Source organism: Micromonospora sp. WMMD1155, from assembly GCF_029581275.1.
In the GTDB taxonomy this organism is placed as follows: domain Bacteria; phylum Actinomycetota; class Actinomycetes; order Mycobacteriales; family Micromonosporaceae; genus Micromonospora.
In genome coordinates this window covers 4,398,531-4,422,161 of record NZ_CP120742.1, presented here as the reverse complement: position 1 = coordinate 4,422,161, position 23,631 = coordinate 4,398,531, and the positions used below count along the sequence as shown (strand labels likewise).

Genomic DNA, 23,631 nt, shown 5'->3' with positions numbered 1-23,631 from the left:
GGCGGACTCCTCGGTCGATCGCCACGCGCCGCCGCCCGGGGGCGGCGAAGCGTCGCGTCAGCCCCAGGGAGGTGTGGGCGAGCGGGATCCTCGCGGTGCCACCACACCTTCACCCCCGCCGTAGCGGGGGCCTCGTTCGTCGCCTGGTGACCGGGGCCAGCCGGGCGGGCTCTACTAGGCGTTCGCCGTTCTGCCCGCAGCTCGGGAGGGTCTTCGCGCACCGGCGCCAGACCGCCTCTCAGCACCGGCGGCTCTCTGGACTGGCGGGTCGGCGCGCTACTCGGCTCCGTCGTCGCTGTTGGCGCCGACCGTAGCACCCGAAACCCTCTCGTGTGACGCCCATTTTCGACATGCCGGTGTCCGGCGTCACAACATCTGGGGCGTGACGCCGGTCGCCCGACGCACATAGACACCCGCCGTCCGGCGTAGGCTCGTTTTCGTGACGATCGAGCACTCCGCGCCGACGACCGGCCAGGCAGCGCGTACCGCAACGGCGGCCCCCGAGGGGCGGCGTCTGCTGCGGATCGAGGCGCGCAACGCCGAGACGCCGATCGAGCGCAAACCGCCATGGATCAAGGTCAAGGCCAAGATGGGGCCGGAGTACACCCAGCTGCGCGGGCTCGTCTCGCGCGAAGGGCTGCACACCGTCTGCCAGGAGGCCGGCTGCCCCAACATCTACGAGTGCTGGGAAGACCGGGAAGCCACCTTCCTCATCGGTGGTGACCAGTGCACCCGACGCTGTGACTTCTGCCAGATCGACACCGGCAAGCCGGCCGAGTTCGACGCCGACGAACCCCGCCGCGTGGCCGAGTCGGTGGTCTCGATGGGGCTGCGGTACGCGACGATCACCGGTGTCGCCCGCGACGACCTGCCCGACGGCGGCGCCTGGCTGTACGCCGAGACCGTCCGGCAGATCCACGCCCTCCAGCCCGGCTGCGGCGTCGAGCTGCTGATCCCGGACTTCAACGCCGTTCCCGAGCAGCTGGCCGAGGTCTTCGGTTCCCGGCCGGAGGTGCTGGCCCACAACGTGGAGACCGTGCCGCGCATCTTCAAGCGCATCCGCCCGGCCTTCCGCTACGACCGTTCGTTGGACGTGATCCGGCAGGCCCGGGCCGACGGCCTGGTCACCAAGAGCAACCTCATCCTGGGCATGGGCGAGGAGCGGGCCGAGGTCTCGCAGGCGCTGCGCGACCTGCACGACGCCGGCTGTGAGCTGATCACCATCACCCAGTACCTGCGCCCCTCCCCCCGGCACCACCCGGTGACCCGCTGGGTCAAGCCGGAGGAGTTCGTCGAGCTGCGCGAGGAGGCCGAGGAGATCGGCTTCGCCGGGGTGATGAGCGGGCCGCTGGTGCGCTCGTCGTACCGGGCCGGTCGGCTCTACCAGCAGGCCATCGACGCCCGCGCCGCCGCGTCGGTCGTCACCGCCGGCTGACCCACCGGCAGCGCCGCACGGACCGTGCGGCGCCCGGGTGTCATGATCGTGCGATGACCACCGGGGTACGCGAGCAGCCGCGCGACGCTGGTCGTCCGCGGCCCGCCACGCGCCTCGGACCGGCCGGTTGGCTCACCGCGGCGGCGGTGCTCGCCGGGGTCGGTCACCGGCTCTGGCTGCTGGCCCACGCGACACCTCCGACGAACAGCGACGAGGCCACCATGGGGCTGGCCGCGCTGCACATCGCCCGGGGCGAGGGCTTCCCGGTCTGGTTCTACGGGCAGCAGTACATGGGCACGCTGGAGGCGTACCTGGCCGCGCCGGTGTTCGCGGTGGCCGGTGGGCCGTCGCTGTTCGGTCTGCGACTGCCCACGCTGCTGCTGTACGTGGTGTTCCTGCTGCTGGCCTGGCGGTTGACGCTGCGACTGACCGGGGACCGGTGGTTCGGGCTGCTGGTGGTGGCACTGCTGGCGCTCGGCTCCGACCGGATCGTCAAGAACCAGCTCATCGCCGGTGGCGGGTACCCCGAGATGAACGCGGCCGGGGTGGCGCTGGCCGTACTCGCCGTGGACCTGGCCGCCGGCCGACCCGGGAGGCGACCGGCCCGCTGGGCGGCCTGGGGATTCCTGGCCGGCCTGATGCTCTGGGTCGACCCACTCGTGCTGCCGTACGTGGTGGCGACCGGGGCGGTGCTCGTCGGGTTCCGCCGGCAGGAGCTGCGGGGTGCGGCCGGGACGCTGCTCGGGGCGGCGGCCCTGCTGGGTGCGGCTCCGCTGCTGCTGCACAGCCTGCTGAACGGACGGAACCCGCTGCACGCGGTGCTCGCCGCCAGCGGCGCCGACACCACCGCGGGCTGGGCGGACCGCCTGCACGGCGGCCTGCTGCTCGGCCCGCCGCTGGGCATGGGTTTCTGCGACCCCGGGCGGTGCGCCACCTGGCAACTCTGGTGGGCGTTCGCCCTGCCGCTGCTGCTGGCCGTCGGCGGCGTCACCGCCTGGCGGGCCCTACGCCGCCCGCCGACCCCACCGGCGGCCACCATGGTCCTGCCGCACCGGGTGGCGGCGGCGACCTCGCTGGCGCTCGTGCTGGCCGCGGTGGCGACGCTCGGCGCGTACACGGTGAGCAGTTCCGCCGGGCTCACCCCGGTGGAGAGTTCCCGGTACCTGTCCTGCCTGCTCATCTCCGTGCCGGCGCTGCTCTGGCCGGTGTGGACGGTGGCCCGGCACCGACCTCCGGCGGCGTCCGGCCCGCGCGGCGTCGGACGGACACTGGCCCGGCCGGTCGCGGTGGCACTGCTCGCCGCCACCCTGGGCACCGCCGCACACGCCACCTGGCGGGCGGCGCAGACCGCGTCGGCGACCCGGGCGGCCGAGGCCCGGCACGCCGAGTTGGTCAGCACCCTGCGCGGACTCGGCGTACGGGAGGTGCGCGCCGACTACTGGACCTGCAACCGGCTCACTTTCGCCAGCGCGGAGCAGGTGGTGTGCGCTGTCGTCGACGACGCGCTGCGCCCCGGTTTCGACCGCTACCCGGCCTACCGGCGGGAGGTGGACGCCGCGGTGGCACCGGCCTGGGTCGCACCGACCGGCTCGCCGCTGGCGGCCACGCTGGACGTACGGCAACGCGCGGGCAGCCTCGACCTGGTCACGATCGACGGCTGGCGGATCTACCTGCCCCGGTGATCTTGCGCGTCTGACGCATCGCGCGGTGGCTCTCGCTCCGTGCGGTGCGGGGTCGCGCGTCAACGCGGCCCGGCGGTGGCGGTCAGCTTCAGCGCGGCCCGGCGGTCAGCGCGGCCCGGCGGTGGCGGTCAGCGTCAGCGCGGCCCGGCAATGGCGGTCAGCGTCAGCGGGGCCCGGCGGTTTCGGTGAGCAGGCCGAGGCGGTGCGCCAACGCGGCGGCCTCCCCGCGGTTGGTCACGTCCAGCTTCGCGATGATCCGGGACACGTGCACGCTTGCCGTCTTCGGGGAGATGAACAGCCGCTCGGCGATCCGGCTGTTGCTGTGCCCCTCGGCGACCAGTCGCAGCACCTCCCGCTCGCGGGCGGTCAGCAGATCCGCGCCGACCCCGCCCTGCCCCGGGGTGCGCAGGCCGACCCGCCGGGCCAGGGTGGCCGCCGCCTCGACGAGCGGCACCGCCCCCAGGCGCCGACCGATCTCGGTGGCCTCGGTGATCGCCGCCGCCGTCTCGTCGCGCTCCCCCGTCGCGGCTGCCGCCTCGGCCAGCGCCAGCAACGCGCGGCCCAGCGGATAGGGCTGCCCGTCGGCCCGCCACGCGTCGACCGCCGTACGCCAGGCCGGCAACGCGCGATCACCGACCGCGAGCAGCGCGGTGACCTGGGCGGCGTGTGCCCGGGCCGCCGGGTGCCGGGCGGGCAGGTCGGCGGCGAGCGCCCCGGCCGCCCCGGACAGGTCGCGGTCACCCACCCGCGCGGCGGTTCGCGCGACAGCGCTGAGCACCGGCCAGCCTTCGCGGGGAAGCTGCGGCAGGCTCTCGTCGGCCACCGCGACGCCTGCCGCACGGACCGCCTCGACCTTGTCGTCCGCCGCCAACGCCGCCTCGATCGCCAGCTCGTGCAGCGGCAACCTGTGGTTCGGCCACAGGTAGGGCCGATTGAGGAAGGCGAGCGCCCGGTCGACCACCTCGTCGGCGCCGGGGCGGGCGCGAGCCAGCCGCAGTCCGGCGCTCAACTGGAGCCAGTGCAGCGCGGTGACACCGGACAGGTCGATCCGGGCGGCCTCCGCGCACACCGCCTCCGCCTCGTCCCACCGACCCAACGCGATCAACGCCTCGGCCCGGTTGGACAACAGGTACGCCCCGGTGGAACGGCTGATCCCCACCCGCCGCGCTTCGGTCACGCCGGCCTCGGCTGCCTGCGCGGACTCGGCGTACCGGCCCAGCTCGCAGAGCATGTCCGACTCGAACACCAGCGCGAGCACCAGGGCCGGGGCGTCCCCCGCCGCACGGGCAGCGGCGGCCGCCCGGCCCAACTCGACCAGCCCCCCGGTCAGGTCCCGCTCGCCGTGGCACAGCAGTGCGATCCGCGTCGACAGCAGGGCGGAGTGCGCGCCGGGCGCCTCGGCGTCGTCGGCGGCCTCGGCGGCGACCCGGGCCGCCTTCTGCGGGTCGATCTTGACCAGGTGCGCGGCGATCTCGGCCAGCAGCCGGGCCCGCTCCGCGCTCTGCGGGCTGGCCGACGCCAGCCGGTACGCCTCGTCCAGCTCCCGGCCACCGTCACTCTTGCCGAGCAGGGCCATCAGTCGGCCGCTCTGGTCCAGCAGGCGGGCGGCCCGCAGCGGCGCGGCGTCGGCGTCCACCTCGGCCAGTCCAGCCCGGGTCAGGGTCTTGGCCCGGCTGAAGTCGCCGGCGGTGACCGCCGCGTCCAGGGTCTGCTCCAGCAACGCCAGGTGGTCCATGCCGAGCAGGTAGGCGGCGTCGGGCACCAACTCCCACAGCTCCAACGCCCGCTCCAGCAGCCGGCGCTGCTCGGCGTACGCGTACCGCTCGGCGGCGGCGCACGCCGCGACCTTCGCGGCGACGAGCGCACGCGGGTGATCGTGCGCCGCGTGCCAGTGGTGGGCGATCTCGGCGGGGGCCCGCCCGGCGGCGACCAGGTGCGGCTGCGCCTCGATCGCGGCGGCGAAGCGGGCGTGCAGCCGGGCGTGCTCGCCGGGCAGCAACTCGTCGTGTACGGCCTCGCGGACCAGCGCGTGCCGGAACTCGTAGTCACCGTCGCGGTCGGCCACCACCAGCTGGGCGGCGACGGCGGCGCGCAGCGCCTCCTCCAGCTCGACGTCGGGCAACCCGGCGACCTCGGCGATCAGGTCGTGGGCGAACCGGGTGCCGCCCGCGGCCGCGATGCGCAGCACCCGCTGGGCCGGTTCGGGGAGGCGCTCCACCCGGGCCAACAGCAGGTCCCGCAACGTTTCCGGGAGCGCAGCGCAGCCCACCGGGTCACCGGCGACGGCCAACTCCTCGATGAAGAACGGGTTGCCCTGGGTCCGGTCGTGGACATCGTCGACGGCACGGGTGTGCGGCTCGGCGCCGAGCAGGTCGGCGAGGATCGCCGCGGTGCCGTCACGGTCCAGTCGGCCCAGCTCGACCCGCTCCACACCGCGCGCCCGGTCCAGTTCGGCGAGGTACGGACGCAGCGGGTGCCCGCGCTGCAACTCGTCGGTGCGGTACGTGCAGACCAACAGCAGCCGACCCGGCCGGGCCGCCCTGACGAGGAAGCCGATCAGGTCCCGGGTGGAACGGTCGGCCCAGTGCAGGTCCTCGATGATCAGGACCAGCGGGCAGGCGTCGGCGAGCCGCTGGAACAACTCGGCGACCAGATCGAACAGGTAGCCGCGGGGGGCGTCACCCAGCGGCACGGCACGCGGGCCGGTCAGCGCCGCTGACGCCCGGCCCAACTCCGGTAGCAGCGGGGCGAACTCCGCCTCGTAGCCGGCGAAGACCTCGGGACCGTCGGCCCGCAGCACCGAGCGCAGAGCAGCGGCGAACGGCGCGAACGGCAACCCCGCCTCGCCCAACTCCAGGCACTGGCCGACCAGGACCCGCACCCCGCCGTCACCGGCCCCGCTGCCGAACTCCTCCAGCAGCCGCGTCTTACCCACACCCGCCTCGCCCCCGACCAGCACAGTGGTCGGCTCGCCCGCCCGGGCGCGGCCCAGCGCGTCCCGCAGTGCCGCGAGCTCGCGTTGGCGGCCGACGAGGACTGAGCTGGCGGTGCGTACGGTCACAGGTTCGAGCATGCCACGCCCGCCCGCAGCGCCCGCCCCGCCGATCGGCCGGTGTCCGGGCGGCGGGGCGGGTTCGAGTCGATCACCCGGCTCGGTCCGGCCGGCCGGCTTGGCGGGGGCGGTCACCGGCGGGCGTCGGCGGTGCGGCCGGACTGCCTGCGCCGCCCCAGCCAACCTTTACTGACCGGCCGGGACAGCGACCGGGCGAGCCGTTCCGCAGCCGCCTCGGCGCGCAACTCGGCGGAGTGGGAGCGGTGCAGGGTGAGCAGGAATTCTGCGTCGTTGCCGAACATGTCGGGCTCCTTCGTCGCGTCGTCGTCTTCTGCTGACGACTCTTCGCGCGAAGGCCCCACCCGGGCATGGGCAGGACGCCTCATCTTCCCGACCGGCACCCTCCTTACCCGTCCGGTCCGGGCGCCTGAGGCGACGTAAGGTACTCAGTCGGCCCAGCACCCGGACGCGGATCAACGGGGCAGGCGGCGACCACTAGACTCTGCGGCATGGCAAAGCCCCAGGAGAAGGTCTCGTTCGGCCAGCGGCTGAAGCAGATCGGGATGGTGTTCCAGTTCACCGCCAAGCAGGACCGGTGGTTCGCGCCGCTGGTCGCCGCGGCGGTGCTGCTCCCGCTCGCCCTCACCGTGGTCGCGGTCATCTTCTGGGGCTGGATCTGGCTGCCGCTGGGCATCCTGTTCATCCTGCTCGCCGTGCTGATCGTGCTCAACCTGCGGTCCAACAAGGCGATGATGAACGCCGCCGAGGGGCAGCCCGGCGCGGCGGCGCAGATCATGGAGAACATGCGCGGCGACTGGCGGGTGACCCCGGCGGTCAGCTCCACCACCCAGATGGACATGGTTCACCTGGTGATCGGTCGCCCGGGCGTGATCCTGCTGGCCGAGGGCAACCCGCAGCGGGTGCGCGGCCTGCTCGGGCAGGAGAAGCGGCGGCTGGCCAAGGTGATCGGCTCCGCCCCCCTGCACGACTACGTGATCGGGCAGCAGGAGGGCGAGCTGCCCATCCGCAAGCTCCGGACCACGCTGCTGCGCCTCCCCCGCGCGCTCTCCGGCAAGGACGTCAACTCGCTGGACAAGCGGCTCAAGGCACTCACCGCCCGGCCGCAGATGCCCAAGGGCGCGATCCCGAAGAACATGCGGCCGCCAGGCGCCTTCCGCCAGTCGCGGGGCCGCTGACCCCTTCGGCCGTACGCCGAGAAGAGCCGGACCCGCACGGGCCCGGCTCTTTCGCGTCGTGGCCCCGGAGAGGGACGCCACCCGTCGCGCGCACCCGCCTGTCACCCCGGCCTGACGCCCGTCCCGGAGGCCCGTCCGCTTGTCGCACCTGGCCCAGCCGCCCGTCGCCCGTCGCCCGTCGCCCGTCGCCCGTCGCCCGTCGCCCGTCGCCCGTCGCCCGTCGCCCGTCGCCCGTCGCCCGTCGCCCGTCGCCCGTCGCCAAGATCCGAGCAACTTCCCTGATGTTGCTGCCTGCGACACGCGGGAGACACCAACATCCCTGATGTTGCTCGGATCTTGGTGCGCGGCGCGGGCGGCGCAGGCGGCGCAGACGCGGACGGCGCAGACCCGGGCGCGGTCATGATCGTGCTCGAACCTGGTTGTAGTGGTCTCAGTGACGTGTGGATGCCACCACATCAAGGATCGAGGGCGATCTTGGGAGCGCTGAGGCTGGCTCGGTCGCCTTAGCGGGCGCAGAGGGTCGGTTCAGCCGCGGGGCGCGTCGACGATGACCGAGTCGGCGAGGCGGTCGTGCAGGCCCCGGCGGTGCTCGTCCATGATCAGCGCGGGGACGACGAGGGCCAGCAGCAGGCCCCGGATCAGCCCTCGGAGGATCCCGATCCGCCCGCCGTCGTGCCAGTTCACGCAGCGGATCTTCGTGATGTACATGCCGGGCGTCTGGGCGAACAGCCCGAGGAAGAAGCCGTAGACCAGTACCAGCACGAGCACCGGCGCCCAACCGTCGCGTACCGGGTCGGCGAAGAAGTTGGACACCAGCAGGCAGAGCACCCAGTCGATGATCAGCGCCCCGAACCGTCGCCCGAGGGTCGGCGGGGTGAAGGTGGGGTCGGTGGCCGGCGCTGCCGGGGCGTGCGGATTGGTCACAGCGGTCAAGGGTATCCGCGCCGTGACGAGGGCTTGCCGAGTGTCGCCGCCACTGCGTGCCGATTCAGGCCAAACACATCAGATGTCACTAGACTGGCACAGTCGGTACGGCGTTCGCAGCGGACCGAGGCGTCGACCGGAGCGTCGCTGACGCTGCGCGAGGGACGTAACACGGCAGAAACAACGGAGACACGGCCGGGCAACCCCCCGGCCCTAGCGTCGCCAGAAGCCTAGCCACCCAGTGGACGTGCCAGGAGGATGTGTGTTCGCCAATCCCGAGGAACTGCTGCGATACCTCAAGAACGAGGACGTGAAGTTCGTCGACGTTCGGTTCTGTGACCTTCCCGGCGTGATGCAGCACTTCAACCTGCCGGTCGAGTCCGTCAACGACGACCTCTTCACCGACGGCCTCGCGTTCGACGGTTCGTCGATCCGCGGTTTCCAGGCGATCCACGAGTCGGACATGCTCCTGCTCCCGGATGTCGCCACCGCGTTCATCGACCCGTTCCGCGCGCAGAAGACTCTTGCGCTCAACTTCTTCATCCACGACCCGTTCACCCGCGAGGCGTACACCCGCGACCCGCGCAACGTGGCGAAGAAGGCCGAGGCGTACCTCGCGGCCAGCGGCATCGCCGACACCGCGTACTTCGGCGCCGAGGCGGAGTTCTACATCTTCGACTCGATCCGCCACGAGACCTCGGCGAACCAGTCGTTCTACTACATCGACTCGATCGAGGGCGCGTGGAACACCGGCCGCGAGGAGGAGGGCGGCAACCGGGGCTACAAGACCGCCTACAAGGGCGGCTACTTCCCGGTCCCGCCGGTCGACCACTACGCCGACCTGCGTGACTCGATCGTGCGCCGGCTCGTCGACACCGGCTTCACCGTGGAGCGTTCGCACCACGAGGTCGGCACCGCCGGCCAGGCCGAGATCAACTACAAGTTCTCGACGCTGCTGCACGCCGGTGACCAGCTCCAGCTCTTCAAGTACATCGTGAAGAACGAGGCGTGGGCCAACGGCAAGACCGCCACCTTCATGCCCAAGCCGCTCTTCGGTGACAACGGCTCCGGCATGCACACCCACCAGAGCCTCTGGCTCAACGGTGAGCCGCTGTTCTACGACGAGACCGGTTACGCCGGCCTGTCCGACACCGCCCGCTGGTACATCGGCGGTCTGCTGCACCACGCCCCGTCGTTGCTGGCCTTCACCAACCCGACGGTCAACTCGTACCGTCGCCTGGTGCCGGGCTTCGAGGCGCCGGTCAACCTGGTCTACTCGCAGCGCAACCGGTCGGCCTGCACCCGCATCCCGGTCACCGGCAGCAACCCGAAGGCCAAGCGCGTCGAGTTCCGCGTCCCGGACCCGTCGGCCAACGTCTACCTGGCCTTCTCCGCCATGATGATGGCCGGCCTGGACGGCATCAAGAGCAAGATCGAGCCGCCGACGCCGATCGACAAGGACCTCTACGACCTCCCGCCGGAGGAGTGGGGCGACGTCAAGCAGGTGCCGGGCTCGCTGCCGGCGGTGCTCGACTCGCTCGAGGCCGACCACGACTACCTGCTCGACGGTGGCGTCTTCACCCCCGACCTGATCTCCACCTGGGTCGACTGGAAGCGCGCCAACGAGGTCGACCCGGTGCGCCTGCGCCCGACCCCGCACGAATTCGCCATGTACTACGACTGCTGAGCAGTCACTCGTACACCGGCCGGGCCGGCTCCGCGATCGCGGAACCGGCCCGGCTCGCTGTGCGCCGCCCCCCGGCATACCTTCGCGTCCGATACATTGCTCCCTGTGGACACGCCTCTACGCGAACCGACCTTCTTGATCCTCACCGCGCTGGCCGCCCAGCCGATGCACGGCTACGGGCTGATCGGTGAGGTCGCCGCCCTCTCCGACAACCGCGTGTCGCTCCGCCCCGGGACGCTCTACGGTGCGCTCGACCGACTCGTCGACGCCGGCCTCGTCGAGGTCGACCGGGAAGAGGTGGTGGACGGCCGAATGCGCCGCTACTACCGCCTCTCCACCAGCGGCGAGACAACGCTGAGCAGCGAGACCGAGCGGCTGCGCCGCAACGTCGAAGCCGCCACCAGCCGGTTGTCCAAGCGCTCTCGGGCCAGCCTCCCGACCATTCCGCGCACGGCCGGAGGTATGGCGTGAACGACCTGGAACGCCGCTACCTCCGGCTGCTGCGCGCGTACCCCACCGACTACCGGCGCGCCCGCGGCGCCGAGATCGTCGGTACCTACCTCGACCTGGCCACCCCTGGCCAACGCTGGCCGACGCCGGCGGACGCCGCGGACCTGGTGCGCGGCGGCCTCCGCCAGCGGCTGCGGGCCGCGGGCGTCACCGGCCTGATCCCGGGGGTACGCCTCGCGGCGCTGCTGGCTCTGGTCACCGCGAGCGCTCTCGCCGGCGTCTGGGGTACGGCAGAGCTGCATCCACCGCCCGCGGAGTGGGGCGTCCCCCACGTCGGCCCGTTCGTCTCGCTCGGTGTCGTCACGTGGGCGGCGTGGCTGCTGGCGGCGGTGGTGATCGCCGTCGCGCCGAGCCGGGTCGCCCGGTGGGCCATCACCCTCGCGCTCCTGCTCACGATTGCGCTGCCGTCGGTGGCCGCGGCGCTCGACGCACTCCGACCGCCGCTGATGGTGCTGCTGCCGCAGGTGGTCCTCGGCCTGCTGGGGCTCGCCCTGCCCGACCGATCCTCCCGGGCGATCCGCCTCGCGCCCGCGCTGTCCGCACTGTCGGCGGTGATGGCGACGGAATTCCTGGTGGGCCTGGACCCGGGTTTCCTCTACTACGGCGCCACCCTGGAGATCTTCCTGCCCACCGTCGGCGGAGTGTTGCTGGTCGTCGGGGCTCTGCTGGCCATGGGGCTGGCACTGGGCGGGGACACCCGCGGCGGCTGGGCGCTCGTCACACTGCTCACCCCCGCCGGCTTCCTGGCGGTGCCCGGCCTGGCCGACAGCTTCGGCCCGGCGTACGGCCCCATCACCTTCACCGAACTGGCAGTGACCGCCGTCGTCGTCGCGGTAGCCGGTCCGGCCGTACTGCTCCTGACCGTCCTGTTCCGCTCCCACCAAACCCGAACCCCCCAACCCCCCGAACAACAGTGCCCCACCTGCGGCGCGCGGACGAGCGCGAGGTGACCCCACGACGGTGACGATCATGAGGTTGGCGAGGCGTTCCGTCCGGATCAGCCCCGTCAACCTCATGATCATCCAGGTCGACTGCGGCGGCGGGTGGCGCGGAGGAGGACGGTCAGGAGCAGCGCGGTCATCGCCAGCGCGCCGGGTGCCTTGGTGAAGCGGGCCAGGTTCGTGCCGTCCGGCAGGGCCAGGAAGGCCGCCACGGCGGCCGGGAGCGCGTACCACGTCGTCCGTAGGGCGGTCAGCGCGAGCAGCGCGAGGGGCCAGGTCGCGTACCAGGGGTGGAAGACCGGGGACAGCACGACGGTGGCGACCAGCGCCAGCGCCGCACCGCGCAGCGCCACCCGGGGACGCGCCACCTCGAACCGCACCGGCGCGACCTGAGCCCGGCCATCGATCGCAACCGGGGTGTCGTCCAGCCGGCGCAGGGTCCGCCAGGACCGCCACCAGAGCACCACCAGCAACCCGGCGAGGAGCAGCAGGGCGGCCGCCCGCACCACCGGTACGGCCTGCGGGTCCCGACCGACCAGCGCGCCGACGTAGTCCACCACGAACCCGACGGCGGTGGGTGGCGACGTCCACTGCTCGGAGTCGCCGCTGTGCGTCAGCCCGCCCACCCAGCCGAAGCCGAGACCGGACAGCGCCGAGGTGACCAGCACCGCGCCGACGAGCCCTCCGGCCAGCCAACCGCTGTCGCGCAGCAACGCCCGCAGCGTGTACGGGCGCCGCATCCCGGCCAGCACGGCGAACGGCACCACCACCACGGCGGTGGCCTTCACCGTGACCGCCAGCCCGAGCAGCCCTCCGGCCAGCGGCAACCCTCCAGCCAGCAGCAGCCCTCCGGCCAGCGGCAACCCTCCGGCCAGCGGCAGCGCCCCGGGCCGACCCGGTCGCCGGATCGCCACCAGCAGCCCGCAGAGCAGCAGACCCAGCATCACGGCGTCGTTGTGCGCCCCGGCCACCAGGTGTACGCCGACCAGCGGCCCGGCCAGCGCCAGCCAGGCTGCCCGCCCTGTCGGCACCCCGGCGGCACGGGCCAGACCGGGCAGACAGAGCGCGGCCAGCACCAACCCCGCCACGGCGATGACCCGCAGCGCCACGATCGTGCCGGTCAACCCGCCACCGAGGTCGACCGCGAGCGCGGCGAGCAGGACGAACACCGGCCCGTACGGTGCCGGGGTGTCCCGCCAGATCGGCGCGACGGTGTCCAGCCACGGGCAGCCCGCCGCCGCCACCCCCACCGCGTACGGGTCGACGCCGTGCGCGTACGTCCAGCCCTGGCAGGCGTACGAGTAGACGTCCCGGCTGCCCAGCGGAGGCGCGAGCAGCAGTGGCAGCGCCCACAGCCCGGCGGTGACGTACGCCCATCGGGTCGACGGGGCACCGTCGCGCAACGACCACCACGCGCCGACCAGCAGCACGGTGCCGAGCAGCCAGCAGGTCAGCGTCGCCGGATCGTCCGGGGCTCGCCAGATCGACGCCGGTGTCGCGCCGAACGGGGTGTCTGGTAGCGCGCCGCCGAGGTATCCGGCCACGGCGAGCAGGATCGCGCCGGCCAGCCCGACGTACCGCGCTCCCGAGGCCGCCACCGGACCAGCAGCCACCGAACCAGCCGGGCCGCGCGAACCAGCCGGGCCGCGCGAGCCAGGCGGGCCAGACGAACCAGGCGGGCCGGGAGCGGTCACCGGCGCACCTTCCCCCTCAGTCGACGGCGACCGGCTGACGGGTCGCCCGAGCCGACCGTACCAACCGGACGACCACGACGATCACCAACAGCGTCATCAGCGGCGCCCCGACCGTCTTGGTGTAGCGGGGCAGGCCGGTGCCGTCCGGCAGGATCAGGAACGACGCGACCAGGGCGACCACGAGGAACCATCCGGTACGCCGGGCGGTGGCGGCCAGCACGAACAGCGGCCACGTCCAGTACCAGGGATGCACCACCGGGGCGAGCGCGACGGTGACGGCGAGCGCCAGGCCGGCGTAGAACAGCGGGTCCCGGGTGCGGGCCCGCCACCAGAGCCAGACGAGCAGGACGGCCAGCAGCACCACGGCGATCCCGCGCGTCACCGGCAACGCGTCGACGTGACCGCCGAACGGCACCGCGAGGTAGCCGATCGTCTGCCCGACGGCGGTGGGTGGGGAGGTCCAGGCGATGGCGGCACCGCCCTGGGAGAGCCCGCCGATCCAGCCGAAGTCCAGCCCACCGGCGACCGTCACTCCCACGACGGTGGCGACGGCACCGCCGACCACCCATCCGCCGTCACGGATCAGCGTCCGGATCCGGTACGGCCCGGCGGTCGCCGCCAACGCGGCGAACGGGACCACCACCACGGAGGTGACCTTGATCGCCACGGCGATGCCGAGGAGCAGCCCGCCGACCAGGAGCATTCCGCGCCGACCCGGGTTCGAGGCCACCACGGCCAGCCCTCCGACCAGCGCGGCGAGCATCAGCACGTCGTTGTGGGGGCCGCCGATCAGGTGCGTGGCGACCAGCGGGCAGCCGAGCGCCAGCCACACCGCCCGTCGGGCGGGCACCCCGGCCCGGCGGGCCAGCACCGGCAGCGCCCACGCGGTCAGCGCCACGCCGACCAGGGACAGGGCCCGGAACAGCACGACGCTGGCGTTCAGCGACCCGGTGACCTCGACCACCGCACCCGCGATGAGGACGAACAGCGGCCCGTACGGCGCCGGGGTGTCCCGCCAGATGACGGAGACGGTGTCCAGCCAGGGGCAGGGCAACGCGGAGACGCCGTGCTCGTACGGGCTGATGCCACCGGCGAAGCTGGCACCCTGGCAGGCGTACGCGTACACGTCGCGGCTGCCGAACGGGGGCGCGACGAGCAGCGGCAGCAGCCACAGCCCCACGGTGACCAGCGCCCAGCGGGTCGACGGCACCGCGTCGCGCAGAGCCCACCAGGCGTACGCCAGCAGGCCGGTGCCGACCAGCCAGGCGGCCAGGACCAGTGGCCCGTGGGGGCCCTGCCAGATGCTGACCGGGGTGCTGCGCAGCGGGCCGCTCGGGAACGCGCCGCCGAGGAACGCGGACAGCGCGAGCAGCGTCGAGCCGACCAGGCCGGTCCAGCGCGCGAGGTGGGGAGGCACGCCCGACATGCTGCCAGCCCTCGGGTCGGAGGGCGACGGCAGGCACCGTCAGCAGTGCTCGGCCGGTGCCAGGTCGCTGCTGATCGTGTAGTCGCCGGCCGCGCGGACCCGCACCTCGGTCCACCCGTCCGCACCGGGGCGCAGGCAGCCGTCCGGGCCGCTCAGCGACAGCCACCGCGACCAGCGCACCCGCACCGGCACGTCGCCGGGCGCGGCGGTCAACCGCACCGAGCCCCGGTCGGAGGCGACGAGCCGGCCCGGTACGCCGACCAGCGGCGTCGGGTCGGCCACGGCGTACAGCCGCCAGGTCGCATCACGCCAGACCTCCCGCAGGTACGGCAGGCCGGCGCGGATCAACGCGGCCTCGTCCCGACCCCACCGGTCGGCGGGGGCGTCCGGTGCGACGGCCACGTAGGTCACCGCCTCGTCGTGGAGCCACCGCTCGTAGGTCTGCGCGTTCAGGGTGCCGTCGTAGAACAGCGCGTTGCGGTCGCTGTCGACCTGACGTTCCCAGCCACGGGCCAACGGCACGGTCGGGGGCAGGTACGCCGACTCCCAGTGGTCGCGCAGCGGCACCACCTCGACCCGTCCGACGGGTTGCCGCCGGTGCAGTTCGTCGACGAGCGGTCGGTGGAACGCCGGGGCGCTCTCCGGCGCACCGGCCCGGGTGACGTCGCTCGTCATCACCGGCGACTGCCACCACACCGTGGCGGCGAGCAGCCCGGCCAGCCACGGGCCGGGCAGCGGGGCGTACCCGGCCAGCACGGGCAGCGCGAAGAGCAGCGGCAGGCGCAGCGCGTTGGACCCGATGGGGCTGGGCACGTAGTAGGCCCCGACCAGGAGCAGGACGGTGAGCGCCGCGCCGACCCGCAGCACCCGGCGGCGTCGCGGCAGCAGGACCGCCACCAGCACGGCGAGCGCGACGTTGATCCGCATCGACTCGGCCGAGTACGGCTGGGTGCCGCCGTTGCCGAAGAGGAGCGCGATCGGCGCGAGCGTGACCGCCGGGGCCAGGGCCAGGACGAGACCCTCCGCCAGTGGACCCTCCGCCCGCCACCCACCCGCCAGCGGGCGGCCCGGTCCGTCGCCGCGCCGCAGGGCGGCCAGCAGCAACGCCGCACCGGCCAGCCCGGTGAACAGGCCGGCGACCGGGCTCGCCGCCGTCGCCAGGGCGGCGCAGACCGCGGCCAGCGCCAACCGGAGCGGACGTGGCGGGCGTTCCGTGCTGACGGCGCAGAGCGCCACCAATCCGAACGTCAGCCCGACCGCGAAGGTGATCCGTCCGCTCGCCAGGTTGCCGACGAGGACCACGGCGCCGAGGACACCGGCCAGCAGCGGCCGTCGGGCCCGGTTCCGGGCGAACAGCCACGCCAGCGCGAACGCGCCGAGCACCGCGGCGACGGCCCCCAGTGGACGCACCCCGACCAACGCACCCAGCCGGGCTGTGAACAGGCTGTAGCCGTACTGGTTGACGCCGCCGTACCAGCCGAGGTCGAGCGGCGTCGCACCGTACCGGTCGGCGAACTCGGCGCGGGCCACCTGCGCCGCGAGGTCGGTGCCCATCCGGGGCGCGACCAGGAACGCGACGGCGAGCACCAGCGCGACCCCGGTCGCCGCCGCCCAGCCGGTGCGCCGCCCGAACGGGCGGGGCGACGCGTCAGGCATTGAGGACCCGTTCGGTAGCGGCCCGGGAACGACGACCGACGCGCAGGTACTCGTCGAGGAACTCCCCCGGGTCGTCGCGGCCGAGCAGCCGGACCACACCGGCCAGCTCCACCCCGTGCCGGGGCAGCTGGTCGCCGGCCCGACCCCGGACCAGCATCAACGCGTTGCGGACCTGCGCGGCCAGGGACCACCCGGCGGCCATCTCGGCGGCGTCCGCCGGGTCGATCAGGCCGGCCCGCTCGGCCGCCGCGAGAGCGTCGAGGGTACGCGTGCCGCGCAGCGCCGGGTTCGCCCCGGCGTGCCGGAGCTGGACGAGCTGCACCGCCCACTCCACGTCGGCCAGGGCACCGCGACCCAGTTTGGTGTGGGTGGCCGGGTCGGCGCCCCGGGGCAGCCGCTCGGTCTCCACCCGGGCCTTGATCCGCCGGATCTCGACGACCTGCTCGCGGGTCAGCCCGTCGGCCGGGTACCGCACCGGGTCGATCATCGCCTCGAACTCGGCGCCCAGACCCGCGTCGCCGCAGACGAACCGGGCGCGCAGCAACGCCTGCGCCTCCCACACCCGCGACCAGCGGGCGTAGTACGCCGAATAGGCGGCGAGGCTGCGCACCAGCGGACCCTGCCGGCCCTCCGGGCGCAGGTCGGCGTCGACGCCCAGCGGCGGGTCCGGGGCGGGCACCCCGAGCAACCGGCGCAGTTCCTCGGCTATCGCGTGCGCGGCGGCGCTGGCGGCGCTCTCGCTGACCCCGGCGGGCGGGTCGTAGACGAAGAGCACGTCGGCGTCGGAGAGGTAGTTCGACTCGTACCCGCCGAGCCGTCCCATGCCGATCACCGCGAACCGCAGCCCCTCCGGCGCGGGCTGGCTGGCCCGGGCGGCGCGCAGCGCGGCGGCCAGGGTGGCGTCGGTGACGTCGGCGAGCGCCGTGCCGACCTCGGTGATGTCGGCCAGCCCGGGGGCGGGCCGGTTCGCGCCGTCCGGTCGGGTGGGGGTGGGCGCGAGCGCGCCCGCCCGGCAGAGCAGGTCGGCGCAGGCCACCCGGACCAGCTCCCGACGTCGCAGCGCGCGCACCGCACCGGCCGCCTCGACCGGATCGGTGTGCCGGGCCGCCGCCGCGAGGAACCCCTCCCGGAGCACGTCGGATGAGCGCGGGGCCAGCTCGTTCTCCTCGGCCAGCAGCCGCAGGGCCTCCGGGTCGCGGGCGAGCAGGTCGGCGACGTACCGGGACAGCGCGAGGACCCGGGCCAGCCGGCGGGCGACCGGGCCGCCGTCGCGCAGCAGCCGCAGGTACCAGGGGGTGCTGCCGAGCTTGTCGGAGACCTTGCGGTAGTTGAGCAGCCCTCGGTCCGGCTCCGGCGCGTCGGCGAACTCGCTCAACAGCACCGGCAGCAGGGTCCGCTGGATGGCCGCCGTGCGGCTCACCCCGCCGGTGAGCGCCTGGAGGTGCCGCAGCGCCCCGGCCGGGTCGGCGAAACCGAGGATCTCCAACCGGTTCCGGGCCGCCTCGGGGGTGAGCCGCAGCCCGTCGGCCGGCACCCGGGCCACCGACTCCAGCAGCGGCCGGTAGAGCAGTTTGGCGTGCAGCCGGCGTACCTCGGTGGCGTGGGTGACCCACTCGGCCCGGAAGCTCTCCACGGCGCTGCGCCCCGGCGTGGCCGTGAAACCCAGCGCGGCGGCGAGCCAGCGCAGCGCGCCCGGCTCGGTCGGCACGGTGTGGGTGCGACGGAGGCCCTGGAGTTGCAGCCGGTGCTCGACGCCGCGCAGGAAGCGGTAGCCGCGCAGCAGCGCCTCGCCGTCGGCGCGACCGACGTAGCCGCCGGCGACGAGCGCGCGCAGCGCCGGGATGGTGCCCGGCTCCCGCAGCGTCTCGTCGCCGCGACCGTGCACGAGTTGCAGCAACTGGACGGCGAACTCGATGTCGCGCAGCCCGCCGGGGCCGCGTTTGATCTCGCGTTCCAGCTCCTTCGGCGGGATGTTGTCGATGATCCGGCGGCGCATGGCGCGCACGTCCTCGACCGCCTCGGGCCGTTCGGCCGCCCGCCACACCAGTGGCGCGAGCTGGTCGATCCACTCCTGGGCCAGCGGCAGGTCACCGGCGGCCGGGCGGGCCTTGAGCAGCGCCTGGAACTCCCAGGTGCGCGCCCACCGCCGGTAGTAGGCGAGGTGGCTGGCGAGGGTCCGCACCAGCGGGCCCCGGTTGCCCTCGGGGCGCAGCGCGGCGTCCACCGGCCAGGCGACCATCCCGCAGACGGAGATCAGCCGGGTCGCCACCTGGGTCGCGGCGGACAGGTCGGCGTCCTCGGCGGCGACGAAGATGACGTCCACGTCGGAGACGTAGTTCAGCTCGCCACCGCCGCACTTGCCCATCGCCACCACCGCGAGCCGGGGCCGCTCGGTGCCGTCCGCCAGTTCGGCGACAGCGATCTCGTACGCGGCGGCGAGCGTCGCGTCGGCAAGCGCGGAGAGCGCGGCCATCGTCTGCTCCAGGCCGCGGCCACCGGTCAGGTCCGCCGCGGCGATCCGCAGCAACGCCAACCGGTACGCGGTGCGCAGCGCCGCCACCGGGTTGCCGCCGTCGGTCACCTCCAGCCGCCCTTCGGCAACGGGGGCGAGCCCGTCCGGGGCGGTACGCAGGGTCAGGCAGTGCTCGGGGTTCGCCACCAGGTGGTCGCCGAGCGCCGACGACGCGCCCAGCACGGCGATGAGTCGCCGCCGCAGCCCGGGGTCGGCGTGCAGCTCCGCCAGCAGCGGAGGGTACGCGTCGCCGCCGCTGCCGCCCGGTGTCCCGGCACCGCTGCCGCCACCTCGCGCACTGGTGCCGCTGCCGCCACCTCGCGCACTGGTGCCGCTGCCGCTGCCCGGCACACTGGCACGGCTGCCGCCGCCCGGCGCGTTGGTGCCGTCGGTCCGCCTCGCGGCCTCGACGATGCGGTGCAGTTGGCGCAGGGCCAGATCCGGGTCGGCGGCCCGGGACAGCGCGGCGAGCAGTTCCCCGGCCGGCTCGTCGGTCGGCTCCTGCTCCTCCGGCCGCCACAGCCGCAGCCCGTCCGGGCCGAGAAGGTCCGCGGCGCGCGCGCCGCCGTCGCCCTCCGCGGTGCCGAACCCGTACCGGGCGAGCCGCCCCGGCGTCCTGGTCGGCCGGCTCATCAGTGCCCGAGCAGCGGCAGGCCGCGCCGCGTCACGCTGTCGTCCAACTCGCCGAGCGCCAGCGCGGCGAACCGGGCGGCGAACGGCTGCCAGACCTCCTCGATGTCGGCCAACACCGAGGCGCAGGCCGCCACCACCAACTCCGGGTCGTAGCCCAGCTCGGCGAGTTGGGCCGAGTCGGTCGACCAGTCGGCGATCATCGCGGCGTCGCACTCGATGTGGAACTGCAGACCCCAGGCCCGGTCACCGAGCCGGAACGCCTGGTGCGGGTAACGGGTCGACGCGGCCAGCAGGGTCGCGCCCCGGGGCAGCTCGGTGATCTCGTCGACGTGCCAATGGAGCACGTCCGGGATCAACGGCACGTACCGGAACAGTGGGTCGCTCTCGGCGGCGTCGCGCCGGCCCACCACGCCGGGGCCGATCTCCGGCCCGGACGGGCTGCGCTCGACCAGCCCGGCGTGCGCGGTGGCGAGCAGCTGCGCGCCCAGGCAGACGGCCAGGGTCGGCACCCGGTGCCGGACCGCCTTGCGCAACAGGCCCTCCACGGCCGGGAACCAGGGCGCGCCGGGCGAGCCGTCCGGCAGCGGGTACGCCTGCTGTTCGCCGCCGAGCACCACCAGCGCCGCGTACCCCTCCAGGTCGGCGGGGAGCTCGTCGCCGGCGTGCGGGCGGACCACCCACAACTCCAGCCCCGCCTCGGTCAGCCACTCGCCCAGCCGGCGGGCGTCGTCGGTCGGGTCGTTCTCGATCACCAGCGCGGTTGCCACCCGTCGAGGCTAGCGGGTACGCCACCCCGTGCCACGCCCTGCCACGGACCAGCGTGCCCGTGCTGGTGGGATCGTTAGGCTCTGCGGTTGTGATCAGCGAGCACACCACCGCCGCCGTCCGCCCACCCGTGCTGGTGCCCGGTGACGCCGTGCTGCTGGTGTCGCCGTCCGGGCCGACCTCGCCGGAGCGGGTGGCCCGGGGCATGGAGTTGCTGGTCGGTTGGGGTCTGCGCCCGGTGCCGGCCCCGAACGCGTACGCCCGCCACGGCTACCTCGCCGGCACCGACGAGCTGCGCGCCGCCGACCTGAACGCGGCCTTCGCCGATCCGGAGATCCGGGGGGTGATCTGCACCCGGGGCGGGTACGGCGTCCAGCGGATCGTGGACGCCGTCGACATGGCCGCCGTCCGCCGCGACCCGAAGGTGGTGGCCGGTTTCTCGGACATCACCGCCCTGCAGTTCGCGTTGTGGCGGGGCGCCCGGCTGGCCGGGGTGCATGGCCCGGGGGCGGCCTGGCGCGACGAGCGGACCCCGCTGCGCTCCGCCGAGTCCCTGCACGCGGCGCTGATGACGACCGAACCGGTGTCGATCAGTGCGGTGCCCACCGAGGAGACGTTCGACGTCCGCGTGCCGGGTCACGCCACCGGCACCCTGCTCGGCGGCAACCTGTGCATGATCGCCGCGTCGATCGGCACACCGGACCTGCCCGACCTGACCGGTGCGGTGCTGTTGATCGAGGATGTGCAGGAGCCCCCGTACAAGGTCGACCGGATGCTCACCCACCTCCGTCGGGCCGGCGCGTTGGACGGCCTGGCCGGGGTGGCGGTCGGGCAGTTCACCGACTGCGGCGACGGCTGGGACACCACGATCGTGGACGTGCTCACCGAACGCCTCGGCGACCTGGGCGTACCGGTCCTCGGCGGCCTCCCCATCGGCCACGGCAAAGACCAACTGACGGTCCCGGTGGGCACCCGAGCGACCATCAACACCGAAACCGGAACCCTGACGGTGGCCCCCGCCGTCTCCCCCCGTCTCCCCCGGTGATCAAGAGGTTTGCGTCAATTCCGGCCCGGATCCTGACGCAAACCTCTTGATCACCGAGGACTGGGCGGGGTGGGGCAGGTGGGCTACCGCGCCGATTTCCAGGGCGGCCCAGACGCCGTCGGCGGTGCGGGTGATGCCGTGTGGCTCGGCATCGGGGGTGGGCAGGTCGTGAGCGTCGATCCGGCCGGTCGGATCGAGGTGGCCGATCCGGTTGGCGCCCCACTCGGTGAACCACACGCCGCCCGCCGGGTCGGCCACGATCGCGTGCGGCCGGGCCGCACGGTCCGGTAGCGGGAACTCGACGATCTCGCCGTCCGGGGTGATCCGGCCGAGCTGACCGGCGGCGATCTCCACGAACCAGACCGCCCCGTCGGCGCCGAGGGTGATGCCGACCGGTCCGGCGTTCGCGGTGGGCAGCGGATGCACCGTGACCCGACCGTCGAGGTCGATGCGGCCGATCGCGTTCGCCTGGTTGAGGGTGAACCAGAGCGCCTGATCCGCCCCGGCGGTGATCATCGAGGCGAACCCGCCGGTCACCGGCAGCGGGAACACGGTGACAGTGCCGTCGGTGTCGACCCGGCCGATCGTGTCGGAGGTCATCCCGGCGTACCAGAGCGCGCCGTCGGCTCCGGTGGCGATGCCGTCCGGTCCGCTGCCCGCGGGTAGGGCGACAGTGCGCTGCTCGCCGTCGAGGCTGATCCGACCGATCCGGTCGTCGCCGGAGCGGGTGAACCAGAGCGCGTCGTCCGGCCCGGCCGTGATGATCAAGGGGCGACCGCCGGCCGGATCAAGCGGATGGGTACGGACCGTGCCGTCCGCCCCCAGGCGGGCGATCGCTCCGGCGTGGACCAGCGTCAGCCACAACGCGCCGTCGGGGCCAGCCGTGATGCCGTACGGGCCCGCTCCCGGCGCGACGAGCGGTATCTCCCGAATGTCGACGGTCGTCACGTGCGGTGTCCTTCCGTGGTCGGATCGCCCACCCTGACCGGTACGGCCAGCGCTCCACAACCGACTTCGTCCGCCACCCGCCGCGATTGTCAGCCCGCTGACAGGATCGCCACGGCTTCCACCCAGACTGCCCGGTCACTGTCGGTGACGACCCTGCACGATGACCGAACCTCTGGAGGACAGCATGTCCCGCACCATCCGTAGGAAGCACCTGCTGGCCGGCCTGGCCACCGCCGGGGTCCTCGGCGTGGGGATCGCGGCCCCGACGATCGCGTTCGCCGCGGACACCCCCACCCCGGCGCCGAGCGCCAGCACCGCCCCGGGCCCCGGCGCTAAGGCCGACCGGCAGGGAGAGTTCGCCGAGGCGCTCGCCAAGGAGCTGGGCGTGCCCACCGACAAGGTGACCGCCGCCCTGGAGAAGGTCCGCGAGCAGCACCGGCCGGCCGATCGGCCGCAGCGCCCCTCCGGCGAGGACCGCAAGGCCGCGCTCAAGGAGCGGCTGGACCAGGCCGTCAAGGATGGCAAGCTCACCCAGGAGCAGGCCGACGCCATCACCAAGGCCGTCGAGGCCGGCGTCTTCCCCGGCGGTCACCGTGGGTGGGGCCACCACGGCGGCCCGGCGGGTACGCCCGGCAAGTGAGCCCCCGGCGCCCGTGATCCACTCCGTTTCGCCGATGTGGCGGTGTCCCTAAGCGGGGACCCCGCCACATCGGCGATCTGGGTGTCGATCACCGCCGTGCACCTCCGGGCCGGGCCCCTCCGGGGCCGGCCGATCGCCGGGGAACGGCCGACCGCCCGGGGGCGGAGGCGTCAGTTCTGGCCGGGCGGCGGCGTGAACACGCCGAGGTGGTTGCCGGCCGGGTCGAGCAGGTGGGCGAGGGTGAACCCGCTCGGCGCCGTACGCGCCGCGACCAGCACCTTGCCACCGGCCGCCTCGGCCCGCCGACACGTCGGTTCATGCCCGGCACGCTACGACCGGGGTACGACGCCCGCGCGCACCTCGACCGGCCGGAGATCGTGGACCGGAACCGCCACGCCTGCGCGCGTCGTCAGGCGATGCAGGCGCAGACGATCAGTGCGGCCCCGAAGTGGGTGGCGGCGCTGACCCGGGCCGCCGGGTGCGGCTCGGGTGAGCAGATGACCTCGCCGAGCTTGCCCGGGGTGAGCAGGTCCAGCACGACGAAGGCCAGCGCCATGATGGCCAGGCCGACCAGCCCGAAGACCACGGTGGAGGCGAGCCCCTTGCCGAAGTCGCTGTAGCTGGTCAGGATCGCGGTGAAGACGATCCCGGCGATGCCGAGCTGGTTGGCGGCGAGCAACAGCCCGGCGTTGGCGTTGCGGTCGACCCAGATCAGGTCCCGCAGCCGGCCCGGGGTCAGCAGGTCGACCAGCCCGAACCCGGCCGCCATGAGCCCGACGCCCACGATCCCGAACACGACGCTCTGCCAGGCACCGCTGAGCAGATCCTCCAGCACCGACTGCCTCCCGACTCTCCGCCCGGAGGGGTACCGGCGCGGTGATCGAG

At 73.9% G+C, this 23,631-nt stretch carries 18 protein-coding genes; 8 read left to right on the top strand and 10 right to left on the bottom strand.

The window, feature by feature from the left end:
* Positions 1 to 439 precede the first annotated feature (439 nt).
* Both lipA and O7617_RS20460 read left to right on the top strand, forming a co-directional pair.
* Positions 440 to 1,435 (top strand): lipoyl synthase, encoded by a 996-nt coding sequence (gene lipA, locus O7617_RS20465; RefSeq protein ID WP_145779627.1) that lies wholly within the window; start codon positions 440 to 442, stop codon positions 1,433 to 1,435.
* Positions 1,436 to 1,488: 53 nt separating this feature from the next.
* Positions 1,489 to 3,117 (top strand): hypothetical protein, encoded by a 1,629-nt coding sequence (locus O7617_RS20460; RefSeq protein ID WP_282257444.1) that lies wholly within the window; start codon positions 1,489 to 1,491, stop codon positions 3,115 to 3,117.
* A gap of 163 nt (positions 3,118 to 3,280) precedes the next feature.
* On the opposite strand, the gene O7617_RS20455 is transcribed toward O7617_RS20460, so the two are convergent.
* Positions 3,281 to 6,178 carry a helix-turn-helix transcriptional regulator gene (locus O7617_RS20455; RefSeq protein WP_282257442.1) on the bottom strand — a complete coding sequence of 966 codons (2,898 nt, stop codon included), beginning with the start codon at positions 6,176 to 6,178 and terminating at the stop codon, positions 3,281 to 3,283.
* Between the two features lie 122 nt (positions 6,179 to 6,300).
* The gene (locus tag O7617_RS20450) at positions 6,301 to 6,471 is read right to left on the bottom strand and encodes a hypothetical protein (RefSeq protein WP_282257440.1); all 171 of its coding nucleotides are present in this window, start codon (positions 6,469 to 6,471) and stop codon (positions 6,301 to 6,303) included.
* Positions 6,472 to 6,678: 207 nt separating this feature from the next.
* Between O7617_RS20450 and O7617_RS20445 the strand changes: the two genes are divergently transcribed.
* Positions 6,679 to 7,365, top strand: coding sequence for a DUF4191 domain-containing protein (locus tag O7617_RS20445; RefSeq protein ID WP_088988305.1), 687 nt, complete (start codon positions 6,679 to 6,681; stop codon positions 7,363 to 7,365).
* A gap of 525 nt (positions 7,366 to 7,890) precedes the next feature.
* On the opposite strand, the gene O7617_RS20440 is transcribed toward O7617_RS20445, so the two are convergent.
* On the bottom strand, positions 7,891 to 8,289 hold the full coding sequence (locus O7617_RS20440; protein ID WP_282257438.1) for an RDD family protein: 399 nt from the start codon (positions 8,287 to 8,289) through the stop codon (positions 7,891 to 7,893).
* A gap of 262 nt (positions 8,290 to 8,551) precedes the next feature.
* On the opposite strand from O7617_RS20440, the gene glnA reads away from it, so the two are divergent.
* The 3 genes from glnA to O7617_RS20425 all read left to right on the top strand — a co-directional run bounded on the left by glnA (position 8,552) and on the right by O7617_RS20425 (position 11,436).
* The gene (gene glnA, locus O7617_RS20435) at positions 8,552 to 9,976 is read left to right on the top strand and encodes a type I glutamate--ammonia ligase (RefSeq protein ID WP_278140896.1); all 1,425 of its coding nucleotides are present in this window, start codon (positions 8,552 to 8,554) and stop codon (positions 9,974 to 9,976) included.
* A gap of 105 nt (positions 9,977 to 10,081) precedes the next feature.
* Positions 10,082 to 10,447, top strand: coding sequence for a PadR family transcriptional regulator (locus O7617_RS20430; protein WP_282257434.1), 366 nt, complete (start codon positions 10,082 to 10,084; stop codon positions 10,445 to 10,447).
* Positions 10,444 to 11,436 carry a hypothetical protein gene (locus O7617_RS20425; RefSeq protein ID WP_282257433.1) on the top strand — a complete coding sequence of 331 codons (993 nt, stop codon included), beginning with the start codon at positions 10,444 to 10,446 and terminating at the stop codon, positions 11,434 to 11,436. Before O7617_RS20430 ends, O7617_RS20425 begins: the two co-directional genes overlap by 4 nt.
* 68 nt (positions 11,437 to 11,504) lie before the next feature.
* On the opposite strand, the gene mptB (O7617_RS20420) is transcribed toward O7617_RS20425, so the two are convergent.
* The 5 genes from mptB (O7617_RS20420) to O7617_RS20400 form a co-directional block, all read right to left on the bottom strand.
* A complete protein-coding gene (mptB, locus tag O7617_RS20420) occupies positions 11,505 to 13,040 on the bottom strand; it encodes a polyprenol phosphomannose-dependent alpha 1,6 mannosyltransferase MptB (RefSeq protein ID WP_282257432.1) in 1,536 nt (511 codons plus the stop codon).
* A 97-nt stretch (positions 13,041 to 13,137) separates the two neighbouring features.
* Positions 13,138 to 14,538 carry a polyprenol phosphomannose-dependent alpha 1,6 mannosyltransferase MptB gene (gene mptB / locus O7617_RS20415; RefSeq protein ID WP_282257431.1) on the bottom strand — a complete coding sequence of 467 codons (1,401 nt, stop codon included), beginning with the start codon at positions 14,536 to 14,538 and terminating at the stop codon, positions 13,138 to 13,140.
* A gap of 48 nt (positions 14,539 to 14,586) precedes the next feature.
* The gene (locus O7617_RS20410; protein ID WP_282257430.1) at positions 14,587 to 16,203 is read right to left on the bottom strand and encodes a hypothetical protein; all 1,617 of its coding nucleotides are present in this window, start codon (positions 16,201 to 16,203) and stop codon (positions 14,587 to 14,589) included.
* Positions 16,196 to 19,348 (bottom strand): bifunctional [glutamine synthetase] adenylyltransferase/[glutamine synthetase]-adenylyl-L-tyrosine phosphorylase, encoded by a 3,153-nt coding sequence (locus O7617_RS20405; RefSeq protein WP_282257429.1) that lies wholly within the window; start codon positions 19,346 to 19,348, stop codon positions 16,196 to 16,198. The genes O7617_RS20410 and O7617_RS20405 overlap by 8 nt, the downstream gene beginning before the upstream one ends.
* Entirely contained in the window at positions 19,348 to 20,115 is a 768-nt protein-coding gene (locus O7617_RS20400) for a type 1 glutamine amidotransferase (protein ID WP_282257428.1), read from the bottom strand. The genes O7617_RS20405 and O7617_RS20400 overlap by 1 nt, the downstream gene beginning before the upstream one ends.
* 89 nt (positions 20,116 to 20,204) lie before the next feature.
* Here O7617_RS20400 and O7617_RS20395 point away from each other — a divergent pair, with 89 nt between their 5' ends.
* Complete coding sequence (locus tag O7617_RS20395; protein WP_282257427.1) at positions 20,205 to 21,158, top strand: LD-carboxypeptidase; 954 nt, start codon at positions 20,205 to 20,207, stop codon at positions 21,156 to 21,158.
* On the opposite strand, the gene O7617_RS20390 is transcribed toward O7617_RS20395, so the two are convergent.
* Positions 21,159 to 22,106, bottom strand: a complete 948-nt coding sequence (locus tag O7617_RS20390; protein ID WP_282257426.1) for a virginiamycin B lyase — start codon at positions 22,104 to 22,106, stop codon at positions 21,159 to 21,161.
* A 184-nt stretch (positions 22,107 to 22,290) separates the two neighbouring features.
* Between O7617_RS20390 and O7617_RS20385 the strand changes: the two genes are divergently transcribed.
* Complete coding sequence (locus O7617_RS20385; RefSeq protein ID WP_282264808.1) at positions 22,291 to 22,746, top strand: hypothetical protein; 456 nt, start codon at positions 22,291 to 22,293, stop codon at positions 22,744 to 22,746.
* A gap of 409 nt (positions 22,747 to 23,155) precedes the next feature.
* Here the strand turns inward: O7617_RS20385 and O7617_RS20380 are convergent, their stop codons facing one another.
* Entirely contained in the window at positions 23,156 to 23,581 is a 426-nt protein-coding gene (locus O7617_RS20380; RefSeq protein WP_196919021.1) for a DUF350 domain-containing protein, read from the bottom strand.
* Between the last annotated feature and the right edge of the window lie 50 nt (positions 23,582 to 23,631).